The organism is Nitrososphaera sp., assembly GCF_037447015.1.
Taxonomy (GTDB): domain Archaea; phylum Thermoproteota; class Nitrososphaeria; order Nitrososphaerales; family Nitrososphaeraceae; genus Nitrososphaera.
Genome location: NZ_JBBIHK010000011.1, coordinates 42,215 through 55,384 on the forward strand (window position 1 = coordinate 42,215; position 13,170 = coordinate 55,384).

Sequence of the window (13,170 nt, forward strand, 5' to 3'; positions counted from 1 at the left end):
TGCTTTAAGGACATATAGATAGAACATGATGATGGAAGAGGCAACGGCAACCAGCGGTGGCACGGCATACCTTGCGCCGTACGGCGTAGGGCTTGGGCACGCAAGCCGCCTTGTCATGATAGCCGACCGGCTGCGCCAAGACGGCGTGCAGGTGCACTTTTCTTCCTACGGCGAGGCGGCCCACTATGTCTCTATGCGGGGCTACCGCTGCCTCATGGTCCCGCCGGTCGAGTTCTCCTGGAACAACGAGGGTGGTTTCTCGATAAAGGACAGCATCTCCAACATACCGGTGTGGTTCACCAACCTGGCCCGGCAGGTGAACCAGGAGGCGCGCAACATGACTGCGGCAGGGCCGGACGTGGTGCTGTCCGATTCCCGCCTGTCGCCCCTGATCTCGGCCCGCCTCGTGGGCGTGCCGTCAATAGTCCTGCTCAACCAGGTAAAGCTCTTGCTGTCGCCCCGCCTGCGCCAGATTGCAGTCGCCCGGCTCTTTGAGAGCGTGGTGGGCGAGTTCCTCGGCTCGATGTGGGGCACCGCCGACAGGGTGCTGGTGCCAGACCTGCCCCCGCCGTACACGATATCGGCGCACAACCTGTGGGGCGTGGGCTCGGTGGCAAAAAGGCTGGAGTACATCGGCTTTACGGCGCCCCGGCCGCATGTGACAGGCGAGCAGGTGCAGGCCGTGGCAGACGGGCTCGGGCTTGACCGGTCGGTCCCGACGGTCTTTGTCCACATCAGCGGGCCGATGGAAACCCGGCTGCCGATGATAAGGCTGGCGCTCCAGGCGGCCAGGATCCTGGACGGCAGGATCCAGTTCATATTTTCAGAGGGCCGGCCAAGGGGCAACCCGGAGCCGAAAAAGGTGGGCCAGTCCACCTGGTATTACGAATGGTGCCCCGTCAGGGACGAGGTCTTTGCGCTGTGCGACCTGGCTGTTCTGCGGGGCGGGCACACGGTGCTTTCCCAGGCCATCCAGTTTGGCAAGCCCGTGGTGACGATACCGATAGAGAACCACGGCGAGCAGCTGGGCAACTCGCAAAAGGTGGCCGAGCTTGGCACCGGCATCATGCTGCATCCAAAAAAACTGGGGCCGGAGCAGATAGCGCAGGCGGTAGAGCAGGTGCTGACAGATCCGCGCTTTGCGAAAAAGACGTTGGAGCTGAAAAAGATGACGGAAAGCCTCGACGGCATCGAAAACGTGGTAAAGATAGTAAAGTCATACCTGTCTTAGTCGCAGATGATGATGAGGAGGATAATGGTTGTGTAATAGTAAAAAGAAGTAAAAAGGGCCTGTGGCCCCGGTTTTCTTGCTTACCAGTGGTGCTTTTCGTCCGGAATCAGGCCGATCTGCTCGCGCTCGAAGTACCTTTCGAGCTCCTGCGTCCACTTTTCCTTTGCAGAGCCCCCGCCAAGACCCTTCCTCCTAAGCCAGAAGGCGATCACGCCCAGCAGGAACACTCCAAACAGCATGGTCCCGAATATGTAGACCATGACATCATAGAACAGTGGGTCGTAGTTCGGACCGATCTGCCCAAATAGACTTCCGAAGTTCATTACGATAGTCCAGCAAGACGTATGATATATACATTTTGGTTGCTGTGCATGGCCAAACCGTGCAGGAAAGGGTTGCGCGAGGGGTGGCTTGGGGAGCTGGAAATATAAACAAAAAGGAAAAAGTGGTGGGGGCGTCTAGCTTGGCGGTGCTGCGCCTCTGCCTCTGAAGAAGAACGCCGCTGCTACTCCGCCAAAGATTGCTGCCAGGACTCCTATGAACACCCATGTCTGGTTAGCTTCCAGAGCGACCATCGACGTGCCGGAACCCTCTGGTTTGTTGCCATAAGTAGTCTTCTGGGCGGTGATTAGCCTCTCTTTTGCGAGGACGTTCAATTCAGTGCACTGTGCTTCCGGAATGCCGTACTGTTCGCACTTGGCTTTAGTTTCTTCCGTAACAACATCTCCGCCGATTCCGCCATATCCCTGTGCATATGCAGCTTGTATGGCTGGAATTGAAACCGCCGCTGCGAACATTGCGACCAAAGCCATCATAGTAGGCTTGTTCATATCATTTACCCTTTCGATTTCGAATATTTAACTTTTGTGAACGCACTGCCGTGCGGAAATCCGTGCGTGTATATACACACGCGCACACGCGGACAAATGATGCTGTGCAAGCTCAGCCCATGACGCAATAGTGTTCAGAAGGGGTGACGGGATCGCTGGAAGCTTTAACACCAACGCATTCCTCCCTCAACCAGCTCTCCGAAGGGGAGACCTGCACTATGTCCAGGCTCATGCCCTGCGAGACGCGGCCCACCACGATGTCGTTGGCGTTTACCGAGTCATAGTCGTCTTTGCTCACGATGTAGGCCATCGTCTGGCCTGCGTCTAGCGGCGTGACGTTGTCCCTGTTTATCGGCCGGACGGACACGGTGTACCACGTCACTGGCTGCCCCTGCTTGTCCAATCCCTCTCCAACGTGCCTGTGATCCACCGTCCCGACGATCGTGTTTGGGACAAAAGGCGCCGCCAGGTTATAGTAGACAGACACGCTCAGGGCCGCCACAAGCACAAAGATCAGTGAGAGGTAGAGCCGGTCTCCTTCTTTTCGCATTACGCTGATTGCTGTTACCGCGTCCGCTCTTTCTTAGCCATTATGTAACGGTGTTCCATTTTCGAGACTTTGCCCTGCCGCTTAGCGCATGATATTTAAGGGGATTGTCGTTCATACCCATCCAGCATGGCCCGTATTCACGTTCACACTCATGGCAAGTCGCATTCAATCCGTCCCACTTCCAAGTCTTCTCCTTCCTGGCTGACGCAGAGCCCGGACCAGGTATCGACCCTCGTGGTCAGGATGTCCAAGGACGGCGCCACCCCGAGCGAGATAGGCATGAAGCTTCGCGACGAGCACGCAGTCCCGCTCGTAAAATCTGTGACAGGCAAGACGGTGACGCAGGTGCTTGCAGAGAACAACGTCAAGCCCGACATGCCTGAAGACCTCGAGAGGCTGGTGCACAAGGCGCTCGGCCTGCAAAAGCACCTGAAGGCCCACAACAGCGACCACAGAAACGTCCGCTCGCTGGAGCTGGTCGAGGCCAAGATCCACCGGCTGGCCAAGTATTACAAGCGCTCCGGCAAGCTTGCGCAGAACTGGAAATACGCCGCAGTCATTGCCCAGCTAGAGTAAGAAAACGAAATGGGCGACAGCACCCGGCTCGTCCAGGCGCTCAAGCCTTTCTGCGAGAAACTCCGCTCTGTAGTCGAGAGCGGCAGCGAGATCGCAATTATCACCCATTTGGATGCCGACGGCATAACGTCCGGCAGCATTATTTCCCTTGCCCTTGCGCGCATGGGGGCGCGCTGCAGCGTCCGCACCGTCTCCGACATGAACCCTTCCGTCATAGAAAAAATGAAGTCAGACGGCCACGACTTTTACGTCATCACAGACCTTGGCGGGGGGATGGCCGCCAATTTCAGAAAAGCGTTGGGAGACAGGTGGGTGGTCATCGACCACCACCAGATACCTGAGGAGGAGATACTGACAGACGACGCCGGCCAGGTGCTCAACGCATGGAAGTTTGGAATCGACGGCGGGACAGAGATATCTGCCGGCGGCATGGCCTACATGGTGGCAAGCGCGCTTGACCGCAAAAACCGCGACCTTTCATGTATCGCAATCGTCTCGGCGGTGGGCGACAGGCAGGACCAGGGCGACAAGAAATCGTTCCTCGGCGTCAACAGAGAGATACTTGAAGTCGCCAAGTCGGCCGGCCTTGTCAAGGTCGACCTGGACATAATGCTGACAGGCCGGGAGACCAGGCCGCTGCACGAGGCGCTTGCCTTCACATCGTTCCCGTACATTGACGGGCTGACGTGGAACAGGGACAACTGCCACGCCGTGCTGAAAAACGCAGGCATAAAGCTAAAGGACAACGGCCGCTGGCGCGTGCCGGCCGAGTTTTCGCAGGAGGAAAAGAGCGCGATACTTGAGGCCATCGCCAAGTTCGTCGTCACTTCTAGCAAGACCTCTGCAAGCGTGATTGACGACCTGATAGGAAACGTGTACACGCTCACCGGCGAGGACAAGCGCAGCCAGCTGCGCGACGCCCGCGAGTTTGCCACCCTGCTCAACGCGTGCGGCAGGATAGGCAAGTCCGGCGTCGGAGTGGCGATATGCATGGGCGACAGGAACGCCATGCTCACCGCCGGCGAGGAGATAAACGCCGAGTACAGGACTACTCTCCGGACGTACATCTCTACAATTTTCAGCGAAAAGTGGAGGGTGTCGTCGTCAGACGACAGTGGCGGCGGTAGAGTAGCGATCGTAAACGGCGACGGGCTGGTGGCAGAAGACATGCTTGGAGCCGTGTCGTCGCTTTTGAGCGGCTCACCCACCCTTGCTGGCCGGCTCCTTTTCGTGCGCACGCTTGCGCAGGACGGAAGCTACCGCTTTTCGTCGAGGAAGGCCCTGGGTTGCACGTCCAATGCGAACCTTGGCCTGATAATGCGCCACTGCGCCGAGCAGAACGGCGGGACCGGCGGCGGTCACGCGGCTGCGGCCGGCTGCAGGATACCTTCCCATTCTATTGACAGCTTTCTTGCGTGCCTGAGGTCGGCCATAAATGACGAAAAGTTTGCGACGACAGCAGCAGCAACACCAACGTAAACAGCCTGACTCTGACGTGGCAGTCGCAATAGCGTTCCCGTCTGCCGCGCAGGCGCGCTCGGCGGTCAAGGCATTAATACCAGACAATGTAAACATGCCAGAAGGCTTGTCCGTCGAGATCTTTGCAAAAGGCAGAACCGTCCACGTGAGGCTGGCCGGCAGGGGAGGGCTCGTCTCGCTGGCTACGGTTGCAAGCACGCTTGACGAGGTGCTTGAGCACCTGTCGGTGGCAAAAAGGGTAATGATGGGATAAGGGGGAGAAAGAAAGAAAAAATGCTCGACCCCAGGCTTTTGAAGGAAAACCCTGACGCCGTGCGGGCAATGCTTGCGCGCCGCCACTCTGATTTCCCGATAGACGACCTGCTTGCGCTGGACAAAAAGAGGCGCGACCTCATAATCCAGACGCAGGAGCTGAAGCACAAGAAAAACAGGCTGTCAGAGGCAGTCGCTGCAAAGAAAAAGGCCAAGCAGGACGCCAGCGCAGAGCTTGCCGAGATGAAGCAGGTCGGAGCCGGCCTTGAAAAGGCAGAGCAGGACAGGCTGGCAACAGAGGCCGAATACAAAAAGCTGGCAATGCTCCTGCCAAACATGCTCCACGAGTCGGTGCCGGACGGCAAGGACGAGCGCGACAACGTCGTGGTCAAGACGCCGCCAACAATCATCCTGAAAGACCCAACAGCCAAGCCCAAAGACCACGTTGACATTGCCAACGCCCTGAACCTGATGGACATCGAGCGGGCCGCAAAAATCTCTGGCGCACGCTTTTACTTTTTAAAGAACGCGCTCGTGCGCATGAACACGGCGCTTGTCCACTTTGCGCTTGACTTTATGTCAGAAAAGGGCTACACGCTGATCCAGCCGCCGTACATGATACGCAGGGAGCCAATGGAAGGGGCCGTCATCCTGGGCGATTTTGAGGACGTGATATACAAGATAGAGGGCGAGGACCTGTACATGATAGGCACGTCCGAGCACGCCATAGCGGCCATGCACATGGACGAGATTCTGGAAGGCAAGCAGCTGCCGATAAGGTACGCCGGCGTCAGCCCCTGCTTCCGCAAGGAGGCCGGCGCGCACGGCAAGGACATGAAAGGCATCTTCAGGGTCCACCAGTTTGACAAGGTGGAGCAGTTTGTCTACTGCCGGCCCGAAGATTCCTGGCAAGAGCACGAGCGCATGCTCGCAATCTCGCAAGAGTTTTTCGACCGGCTGCAAATCCCGTACCGCGTCGTGCTGCTGTCGTCAGGCGACACCGGCAAGATCTCGGCCAAGACGTACGACATCGAGGCGTGGATGCCCGGCCAGGGCGCCTACCGCGAGATAGTGTCGTGCTCAAACTGCCTCGACTACCAGGCGCGCCGGCTGTCCATCAGGTTCCGCGACCGCACAAACGAGGACACCAGGTACGTGCACACGCTCAACAGCACACTCGTGGCGGTGCAGCGCACTCTGGTCGCAATAATGGAGAACTACCAGATGGCAGAGGGCACCGTAAGGATCCCGCAGGTCTTGCAGAAATACATGGGCGATGAGAAGGAAATCCGCCCTCCCGCCTGACGACGAACAATATATATTCTGGACAGCAAGCGTAACTTGCAATGGCTAAAGGAGCTAAGAAGGGGGGCCGTGTCCGCGACAAGTGGCGAGACAAGCAATGGGTCGTCGTCAACAAGCCGGCCGGGTTCGAGCCGCCTGGATCAGTTAATTACGTTCCCATAACCGACGCCGAGCAGGCCAAGGGGAGGGTCATTGAAAATACACTCCATGACATGATGAAGGGCAACCCCGACCAGAGCATGGACCAGCACCAGATAAAGGTCTTCATACAGGTCGAGAAGATAAACGACGGCACCGCCAACACGCGCTTTAAGGGCCACGAGTACGCCAAGGAGTTTCTGCGCTCGCTGATAAGGCGCGGAAGCTCGATGGTCAACTTTGTGCACGACTATACCACGCAGGACGGCCACACCTTCAGGGTCGCACTCATCGCGTTCACTCAGAGGCGCGTCAACGCCTCCAAAAAGCACGAGATCCGCCTGACAGCACACAGGGTGCTTTCGGAGAGGATCCCGCAGATGACAGTCGAGCAGTTTGTGCAGCAAGTCACGGGCAGCAAGTCCGGCGAGGTGCCAAGGGAGACCAACAGCCTGATAGGCGCGGCGATCCTGAACGAAGTGAAAAAGATCGCCACGATAAGGCACATCGGCATCAAGAAAACAAAGCTTGTTTCGACCCCCGAGTCGAGGGCCATGACCGACGCCAAGCCTGTCGAAATCGCGGCCGAGCAGCCGGCACAATAACAACTTTTTTTAGCCCCTCTTTTTCCTTCTTTTGTTGTAGTCGCATCTCAAATGCCAAACCCCCATCATCACCAGCAGCAGGAAGAGCCGCGCTTTTCTGGAGCCGAGGTCAACCTCGTACTGCACGCAACCGAGGACAGAGAAAAGGTGCTTGCAGCGGTAGAGGCTGCGCTGGGCGTCTCGGGGTTTGAAGAGGAGGCGTCGGAGGGCCACTTTGGCAACCGGATACTGCTGCTGCGGGCAAACGTGGCAAACAGCAGGCAGGCCGGCGAGCTGTTTGCCAGAATAGCTTCTGCGCTTAACAGCCCCGACAGGCAGCACCTTGCAGACTATATCGACGAGTATTCAGACGAGCGGGGCAACCTGTACCTCCGGCTGGACAAGCAGAGGCTGTGCAGCAACGGCAGGGTCGCGCTTGCAGAGTCGGATGCGGTCAGGATCAAGTTCAAGCCCGTCAGGCGCTACCAGCCTTCGGGCAATGTTTCGAGCTACAGGGGGCTCTTTTCTTCGTCAACAGGATAGATCTTGCAGCAGCAGTTGTTGTTGCTGCTGGTGCGGGCGGCAGCGACTTGGATATGGCCATAGCAGAGGCTGCAAGGGAGCTTGGCCTTGCAAGAATCGGGGTAGTATCTTCCCTGGCGCCGGCGGGCAACAATAACCACAACGGCAGCACCCATTTCATATACAGGCTGCGGCAGCACCCCCCGGGCAAGGCGGCCGTGGCATACGACTATCTCATGGTTTCCGACAACGCCGACGACGCTTCGCACGCAGACCTTGTCACGGTCAGCGACTTTGGCAGGGTCAAGGACCGGCTGAAGAAAAAGGCCAAGGCAGGAGTCGGGCTTGAAATGACGGTCGCGCAGGCAAGGCGCATGGACGCCGCAGGCGTGGCCCGCTGGCTTGCAGATGTCTCGGCCTTGGCCGGCTTTTGCCACTCGTCTGGCTGCCAGCTCGTGCTTTCAAGCGGCGCCACTTCCCGGTGCGAGATGGTGTCGGGCAGGTCCTTCGATGCCCTGCTCCGCACCTGTGGAATCGACCCGGAAAGGCACTGGGCGGGCCTTGAAAAGTGGCTGGAATCCCGCCTGTCGGGGAGGAGGGTGCGCGTACGCTAAAGAGGCGCGAAAAGCGGCGCTACATCTCTGTCATGGCATGCGGCGGCCCTGCAGCAGCAACGGCCCCTTCCATCGGAGACGAGGCGTTTGCCGCCATAGTCAGGCGCCATTCAGAGCTCTTTGGCAGCGTCGGGTCGGCAAGGGCGTCCCTCAAGCTCCTGAGATCCTACCGCGACGATAACAACAACTCTATCATCATCATCGTGCGCTGCAGCCTGCGTGAGGCAGAGCACGTGCTGGCCTCTATAGCTCTTGTTCCGGCCCCGGCGATGGTCACGCTCGACATGTCTTCAAGCGCAAGGAGGCTAAAGCGGAGGATTGCAGCTGCCGCGGCAAAAGCGCAGGCTGCTGCAAAGGTTAATACCGCTGTCGGTGACAAGCTTTAGAACGGGGATGAGGTGAGTTTCGCTGCTCCAGACTGAGTCAAAAGCGATGAAGATCTCGCGACGAACTGACCCAAAAGTTATAATTATTCGGAGCGCCGTTTTAGGAATGTATTATGGAGCTAGCCTACGACTACCCGCTCTACAGGCCGCCGTCTGAAGCCGGCTCGATGATATTCCAGGTGACGCTTGGCTGCTCCTTCAACAAGTGCTCTTTCTGCGACATGTACCGCACCAAGGAATATTCGGAGAGGCCGTGGGACGAAATCCGAGCTGAGATAGACATGATGTCAAAATACTATCCTGACACCAGAAGGGTGTTCCTGGCAGATGGCGACGCGCTCAACCTGTCAAAAGACAAAATGGTGCCGATACTGAAGTACCTGCGCGAGAAATTCCCTGCGCTTGAGCGGGTGTCCTGCTACGCCATGCCCAAGAACCTGCTGCAAAAGACCGACAAAGAACTGCAGGAGCTGCGGGCGGCAGGGCTTGACATGTTTTACGTCGGCATAGAGAGCGGCAACGACATTGTGCTGAAAAAGGTGACCAAGGGCGCCACGCAAAAGTCGATAGTGCAGGCGTGCGGCAAGGCCAAAAAGCACGGCTACGTCCTCTCGTGCATGGTGATACTGGGCCTTGGCGGCAGGAAATATTCAAAGGAGCACATCGCAGACACTGCAAAAGTGTTGAGCGAGATAGCGCCAGACTATGTGGGCGCGCTAACGCTGCACCTTGACGACAGCCTTCGCGACGAGTTCATGGGCAAGTACGGCGAGCCCTTTGAGTTTATCGACGACATGCAGGTGCTCGACGAGCTGGAGATGCTCGTGCAGGGGATGAACCCCAAGACGTCGGTGGTGTTTCGGGCAAACCACGCGTCCAACGTGTATTCCATCAAGGGGACGATGCCGGAGGACAGGGAAAGGGTGCTTGCTCTGATACAGAACCTAAAGCAGCATCCAGAGATGTTAAAGCCCAAGTTCCTGCGCGGATTCTAACTAACTATTTTCGGGTATTACGTTCGGCAACTGTCAAGTACATCTATGCGCAAGAGTACCCGTATCGATGCACCAAAAGAAAAACAGCGGAATGGGCTTTGGCAGTCCCCGGCGGACCCTTGCAATAGTGCTCCTCGGGCTTGCAGTAGGCATCGCCACCGTGATCATCGTGGGGCAGCTGATATTTGCCGCGGTTTACGGCGCGCTGCATCCTGACGCAGGCGACTTTTGGCAGAACCTTGTGACAATGGCGATAGCCGCGGTCCTTACCCTGATCATAGGAGGTGCCGCGTTCGGAGTCGCCGTCGGGATATTCTATGCCGCGGTTTACGGCATGGGGCTGGCAAAGGGCGGAAACGGGGATCAGGCCGGCTAAAAGAGATACACACGCACACACACACACATATGCGCGACGATCTTTCTTTTTCTCTCCGCCAAGGTGGTTGTGTGGCAGTAGGTAGGGTTAATATCCTGCAGGCGTCGCCACTATTGCACCGTGTCGCCAGCGACAATAATATCCGGCAGGCTCGTCGGCAACAGGATAGTGGTGTGGGACATTGCCGGCTCGCGCGCCCTCTACGGCTCTGGCTATTACGGCAAGCCCATAGGCGTGCCCAAGCCAAAGGGGGTCGAGTTCGACTCGCCGCTTGTCCTCGACCTGATAGAGGGCTGCTACCTCGTGGAAAAGGGCAGGCTGAAGGTGTCGTCGCAACAACAACAGCAGCAGGGCGACGGTAGTGGCAGCAATAGGGCCGTCCCGCTTGGCGAGATAAAAAAGATGTGCAAAAAGCAGTACGTCGACTTTGATGCCAAGTACCTCGTTTTCCAGGACCTGCGCGACAAGGGCTATGCGGTGACGCCGGGAATCAAGTTCGGCTGCGACTTTGCAGTCTATGAAAGAGGGCCGGGTATCGACCACGCGCCTTACCTGGTGCAGGTGTTCAGGGCGACTGACGAGCTGAGCGCAACCGGCATCGTGCTTGCCGGCAGGCTTGCCACGACGGTGAAAAAGCAGTTCATACTTGCCATACCAAAAATGGCTGAAAAGAAAATAGATTACGTCGGCTTTGACTGGTGGCGCGCCTAGGCCGACGCCAGCGAAGAAGGAGGAGACTCTTTCTTGCCATTTGCGGCCGGCAGGTCGAACTTGACGAAATTCTCGCCGGATATCGTCAGCCTGCACGAGAACTTGTCAGAGCCGTGTTCGAGCCACCCCTTGTAGCGCACCGAGTTCTTGACGATGTCGACCACGCTTGGCTTTTTCTCGTCCACCTCCTCATAGCACGAAAGTATCTCGCCGTACCTGACCTCCTGCTCCTTGTTGAATTTCGTCAAATAGTACGCAAACACGGCCGTCTTTTCGTAGTGGTTGGCAGGCTTTTTCTCTGCGTAAAACTCGCGCAGGCCAGGCTTCTCTGCGTTTGCCTTCAGGTCAACCGGTATCGGCGGCAGGGTGGGCGAGGGACGCGGCGTCTGCTGCCGGGGTTTTTGCTGCTGCTCTGGCGCACGGGCTACGGCGTTGCTTGGGCTGGTGATGGCCGCGGCAGGTTCTTGCTGCTGTTGCAATGGAGCCATCATCATCTCCTGCTGCTGTTGTTGTTGATGTTGATGATGAGGGTGGTTATTGGGCAAGGCCATCGCCTGCGCCGCAGCTGGCTGCGCCTTTAGCGCCACGGCGTTGATGTTGTTTGAAATGGCCTCCCTGACTGCCGCCTTGAATATCTCCTCAAACTTTTCCAGATGTTTGTCAACAAAGCTCTCCTTGCCTTCGAGTTCGACTATGCCCTCTTTGACGTTTATCGTAAATCTTGCTTCCGGATTTCCCGAGCTCAATCCCGCCGATAATATTTCCAGGGTTGTTTATCAAGTTGGTGGCGCGCCCCGCCTCATCACGGGCAGGGCGCGCATGCATGTGTGCAGGTTGCTTGCTTGCCTGCCTGCCTGGCACCATGCAACCAAGTTCCTGTGATCTTAAATACCGGCACTGGCTTTTCATGCGTGCCGTCAAAAATGTTTTCAGTAAAAAAGATGGGCAAGAATGGGCAGTGGGGAACCGTCAGCCTGATAGACGAAAAAGGCTCGTTCCGGGGCGAAGCGATATTTGACACGAAAGAGCAGGCGGAAAAATACGCACAGGAGTACAAAAAGCGCATGAAAAAGCCGGTCGATGTCAAGGTCGTCGACGAGTCCAAAGAGACCAAGGTCGCCAAGCCGGGCAGCAGTAGCGGCAGGGGCCGCTGACCGGAAAAAGTTGGCGACGGTGTAGGGACCCGGGGCCTGCTTTTACCCTGTTTGCCCCTGCGGAGCCGCGCTCTCCATTTTTTAGACGTGTTTTGACATGTCGCCGTACCTTGAGGCGGTGCATGTGTGTGTATGCGTGCGCGAATGCGCGCGTGTATGTGTGTATGTATGGCACACGACACACGCTGCGAATTATAGGCCCGCCAAAATTTTTGACGTATGCAGGTGCTGAAACAGAAACAGGTAGTGCACAAAGAAGAAGAAGTTGGCGACGAGAAGCTGATAAGTCGTGTTTTAAAGTCATTTGACAAGGCAGATTCTGCCTCGAAAATGGTAACTGCGACCCTGGACGAAATGGCCACTGCCACTACGACGCAGACCCGCACCATAGAGGAGGTCGCCAAAGGCGTCCAAGACATATCGTCTGCGGTGCAAAATACCGCTACCAGCGTCAATTCCGCAATGCAAAAGACCACCTCCTCAAACGAGGCGATCCAGCAGGCTGCAAAGGAGGCCCAGCTGGGCATGGAGAAGATGAATATCCTCAAGGAGAGAGTCTCCAAGTCGTTTGACGAGATAGCCATCCTTGGAAGCGAACTCAAAAAAATCTACAGCATGGTGAACCTTATTACAAAGATAGCCGACCAGACCAGCCTTCTGGCTCTCAACGCGGCGATAGAGGCTGCCAGGGCGGGGGATAGCGGCAAAGGGTTTGCAGTCGTGGCCGACGAGGTCAAGCGCCTGGCAGACAGCTCTATGAAGGGCGCAGATGACATTTCTGGCACGGTCAAGAACCTCGAGAAGGTTGCCGCAACGACCATGCAGCATATCGAGCAGGGGAACGTCTCGCTTGCAGAATCTTATGAAGTAATAACAAAAGTTCTCAGCTCGCTGGACAAGGTGGCACAGATGGTTGCCGGCATCACCGCATCCATGCACGAGATATCGAGCGCTGCCGAAGAAGCGGCAAGCGGGAGCGAAGAGGTAGCCGAGTCTGGCGAAGAGGTCGCCTCGGTCTCGCAGGAAAACCTGCGCCAGATCGACCGGCTCAGGGAGCTGAAACGCAACGAGACTTCGACCATCCTCGACGCAAGCGACGCTGCCAGGACGCTGGCCAAGATAACCGGCATCATGGACCAGGCCAACATCATCTCGATGACCGACCTTGACGGCAACATCACCTACATGAACGACAAGTTTCTTGAAGTCGCCCACTTTGCCTCCTCCGAGTTGATGGGCCAGAGTCATCGCCTCCTAAAGTCGGGATTCCATTCGCCCCTGCTCTTTGAAGCATTATGGAAATCGGTGACAGCAGGCAAGACGTTCACAGGCTACGTGCGCAACCGCTCCAAGGATGGCTCGATATACTGGGTCAAGGCCACAATCAATCCGATAAGGGACGGGGATGGCCGGATAACCGGCTACGTGTCAGTCCGCGCCCCCGTCACAGAGCTGATGGTCATGTTC

The 13,170-nt window shown here is 57.2% G+C and carries 18 protein-coding genes; 14 read left to right on the forward strand and 4 right to left on the reverse strand.

Annotation, left to right across the window (positions count from 1 at the left end; genetic code table 11):
• The first annotated feature begins 25 nt into the window (after positions 1 to 25).
• On the forward strand, positions 26 to 1,231 hold the full coding sequence (locus WKI84_RS06115; protein WP_337862645.1) for a nucleotide disphospho-sugar-binding domain-containing protein: 1,206 nt from the start codon (positions 26 to 28) through the stop codon (positions 1,229 to 1,231).
• 80 nt (positions 1,232 to 1,311) lie between these two features.
• On the opposite strand, the gene WKI84_RS06120 is transcribed toward WKI84_RS06115, so the two are convergent.
• From WKI84_RS06120 to WKI84_RS06130, 3 genes are all read right to left on the reverse strand, one after another.
• The gene (locus WKI84_RS06120) at positions 1,312 to 1,554 is read right to left on the reverse strand and encodes a hypothetical protein (protein ID WP_337862646.1); all 243 of its coding nucleotides are present in this window, start codon (positions 1,552 to 1,554) and stop codon (positions 1,312 to 1,314) included.
• A gap of 135 nt (positions 1,555 to 1,689) precedes the next feature.
• Entirely contained in the window at positions 1,690 to 2,061 is a 372-nt protein-coding gene (locus WKI84_RS06125; protein WP_337862647.1) for a hypothetical protein, read from the reverse strand.
• A 112-nt stretch (positions 2,062 to 2,173) separates the two neighbouring features.
• Complete coding sequence (locus tag WKI84_RS06130) at positions 2,174 to 2,611, reverse strand: hypothetical protein (protein ID WP_337862648.1); 438 nt, start codon at positions 2,609 to 2,611, stop codon at positions 2,174 to 2,176.
• A 126-nt stretch (positions 2,612 to 2,737) separates the two neighbouring features.
• Here WKI84_RS06130 and WKI84_RS06135 point away from each other — a divergent pair, with 126 nt between their 5' ends.
• From WKI84_RS06135 to endA, 11 genes are all read left to right on the forward strand, one after another.
• On the forward strand, positions 2,738 to 3,187 hold the full coding sequence (locus tag WKI84_RS06135) for a 30S ribosomal protein S15 (protein WP_337862649.1): 450 nt from the start codon (positions 2,738 to 2,740) through the stop codon (positions 3,185 to 3,187).
• A gap of 9 nt (positions 3,188 to 3,196) precedes the next feature.
• Entirely contained in the window at positions 3,197 to 4,666 is a 1,470-nt protein-coding gene (locus tag WKI84_RS06140; protein WP_337862650.1) for a DHH family phosphoesterase, read from the forward strand.
• Positions 4,623 to 4,919, forward strand: coding sequence for a KEOPS complex subunit Pcc1 (locus WKI84_RS06145; protein ID WP_337862651.1), 297 nt, complete (start codon positions 4,623 to 4,625; stop codon positions 4,917 to 4,919). The genes WKI84_RS06140 and WKI84_RS06145 overlap by 44 nt, the downstream gene beginning before the upstream one ends.
• A 20-nt stretch (positions 4,920 to 4,939) precedes the next feature.
• The gene (gene serS, locus WKI84_RS06150; protein WP_337862652.1) at positions 4,940 to 6,223 is read left to right on the forward strand and encodes a serine--tRNA ligase; all 1,284 of its coding nucleotides are present in this window, start codon (positions 4,940 to 4,942) and stop codon (positions 6,221 to 6,223) included.
• 41 nt (positions 6,224 to 6,264) lie between these two features.
• Positions 6,265 to 6,966: a 40S ribosomal protein S3a/S1 gene (locus WKI84_RS06155; RefSeq protein ID WP_337862653.1), complete on the forward strand. Its 702-nt coding sequence runs from the start codon at positions 6,265 to 6,267 to the stop codon at positions 6,964 to 6,966.
• A 51-nt stretch (positions 6,967 to 7,017) separates the two neighbouring features.
• Positions 7,018 to 7,488: an RNA-binding domain-containing protein gene (locus WKI84_RS06160; protein WP_337862654.1), complete on the forward strand. Its 471-nt coding sequence runs from the start codon at positions 7,018 to 7,020 to the stop codon at positions 7,486 to 7,488.
• 53 nt (positions 7,489 to 7,541) lie between these two features.
• Positions 7,542 to 8,081, forward strand: coding sequence for a hypothetical protein (locus tag WKI84_RS06165; RefSeq protein ID WP_337862655.1), 540 nt, complete (start codon positions 7,542 to 7,544; stop codon positions 8,079 to 8,081).
• Positions 8,036 to 8,467 (forward strand): Rpp14/Pop5 family protein, encoded by a 432-nt coding sequence (locus tag WKI84_RS06170; RefSeq protein ID WP_337862656.1) that lies wholly within the window; start codon positions 8,036 to 8,038, stop codon positions 8,465 to 8,467. Before WKI84_RS06165 ends, WKI84_RS06170 begins: the two co-directional genes overlap by 46 nt.
• A gap of 113 nt (positions 8,468 to 8,580) precedes the next feature.
• Complete coding sequence (locus WKI84_RS06175; protein ID WP_337862657.1) at positions 8,581 to 9,462, forward strand: radical SAM protein; 882 nt, start codon at positions 8,581 to 8,583, stop codon at positions 9,460 to 9,462.
• Positions 9,463 to 9,529: 67 nt separating this feature from the next.
• Positions 9,530 to 9,838: a hypothetical protein gene (locus WKI84_RS06180; RefSeq protein WP_337862658.1), complete on the forward strand. Its 309-nt coding sequence runs from the start codon at positions 9,530 to 9,532 to the stop codon at positions 9,836 to 9,838.
• A 120-nt stretch (positions 9,839 to 9,958) separates the two neighbouring features.
• Positions 9,959 to 10,549, forward strand: coding sequence for a tRNA-intron lyase (endA, locus tag WKI84_RS06185; RefSeq protein WP_337862659.1), 591 nt, complete (start codon positions 9,959 to 9,961; stop codon positions 10,547 to 10,549).
• Here the strand turns inward: endA and WKI84_RS06190 are convergent.
• The gene (locus WKI84_RS06190) at positions 10,546 to 11,295 is read right to left on the reverse strand and encodes a hypothetical protein (protein ID WP_337862660.1); all 750 of its coding nucleotides are present in this window, start codon (positions 11,293 to 11,295) and stop codon (positions 10,546 to 10,548) included. The two genes, endA and WKI84_RS06190, sit on opposite strands and share 4 nt — an antisense overlap.
• Before the next feature lie 177 nt (positions 11,296 to 11,472).
• On the opposite strand from WKI84_RS06190, the gene WKI84_RS06195 reads away from it, so the two are divergent.
• Both WKI84_RS06195 and WKI84_RS06200 read left to right on the forward strand, forming a co-directional pair.
• Positions 11,473 to 11,703 carry a hypothetical protein gene (locus tag WKI84_RS06195; protein ID WP_337862661.1) on the forward strand — a complete coding sequence of 77 codons (231 nt, stop codon included), beginning with the start codon at positions 11,473 to 11,475 and terminating at the stop codon, positions 11,701 to 11,703.
• A 246-nt stretch (positions 11,704 to 11,949) separates the two neighbouring features.
• Positions 11,950 to 13,170, forward strand: a 1,221-nt coding sequence (locus WKI84_RS06200) for a methyl-accepting chemotaxis protein (protein ID WP_337862662.1), incomplete at its 3' end; no start/stop codon positions are given.

Excerpts from the sequence above, each read along its gene's own strand:
- WKI84_RS06115 (WP_337862645.1), top strand. The coding sequence starts at position 26 with ATGATGATGGAAGAGGCAACGGCAACCAGCGGTGGCACGGCATACCTT.
- WKI84_RS06120 (WP_337862646.1), bottom strand. The coding sequence starts at position 1,554 with ATGAACTTCGGAAGTCTATTTGGGCAGATCGGTCCGAACTACGACCCA.
- WKI84_RS06125 (WP_337862647.1), bottom strand. The coding sequence starts at position 2,061 with ATGAACAAGCCTACTATGATGGCTTTGGTCGCAATGTTCGCAGCGGCG.
- WKI84_RS06130 (WP_337862648.1), bottom strand. The coding sequence starts at position 2,611 with ATGCGAAAAGAAGGAGACCGGCTCTACCTCTCACTGATCTTTGTGCTT.
- WKI84_RS06135 (WP_337862649.1), top strand. The coding sequence starts at position 2,738 with ATGGCCCGTATTCACGTTCACACTCATGGCAAGTCGCATTCAATCCGT.
- WKI84_RS06140 (WP_337862650.1), top strand. The coding sequence starts at position 3,197 with ATGGGCGACAGCACCCGGCTCGTCCAGGCGCTCAAGCCTTTCTGCGAG.
- WKI84_RS06145 (WP_337862651.1), top strand. The coding sequence starts at position 4,623 with ATGACGAAAAGTTTGCGACGACAGCAGCAGCAACACCAACGTAAACAG.
- serS (WP_337862652.1), top strand. The coding sequence starts at position 4,940 with ATGCTCGACCCCAGGCTTTTGAAGGAAAACCCTGACGCCGTGCGGGCA.
- WKI84_RS06155 (WP_337862653.1), top strand. The coding sequence starts at position 6,265 with ATGGCTAAAGGAGCTAAGAAGGGGGGCCGTGTCCGCGACAAGTGGCGA.
- WKI84_RS06160 (WP_337862654.1), top strand. The coding sequence starts at position 7,018 with ATGCCAAACCCCCATCATCACCAGCAGCAGGAAGAGCCGCGCTTTTCT.
- WKI84_RS06165 (WP_337862655.1), top strand. The coding sequence starts at position 7,542 with ATGGCCATAGCAGAGGCTGCAAGGGAGCTTGGCCTTGCAAGAATCGGG.
- WKI84_RS06175 (WP_337862657.1), top strand. The coding sequence starts at position 8,581 with ATGGAGCTAGCCTACGACTACCCGCTCTACAGGCCGCCGTCTGAAGCC.
- WKI84_RS06180 (WP_337862658.1), top strand. The coding sequence starts at position 9,530 with ATGCACCAAAAGAAAAACAGCGGAATGGGCTTTGGCAGTCCCCGGCGG.
- WKI84_RS06195 (WP_337862661.1), top strand. The coding sequence starts at position 11,473 with ATGTTTTCAGTAAAAAAGATGGGCAAGAATGGGCAGTGGGGAACCGTC.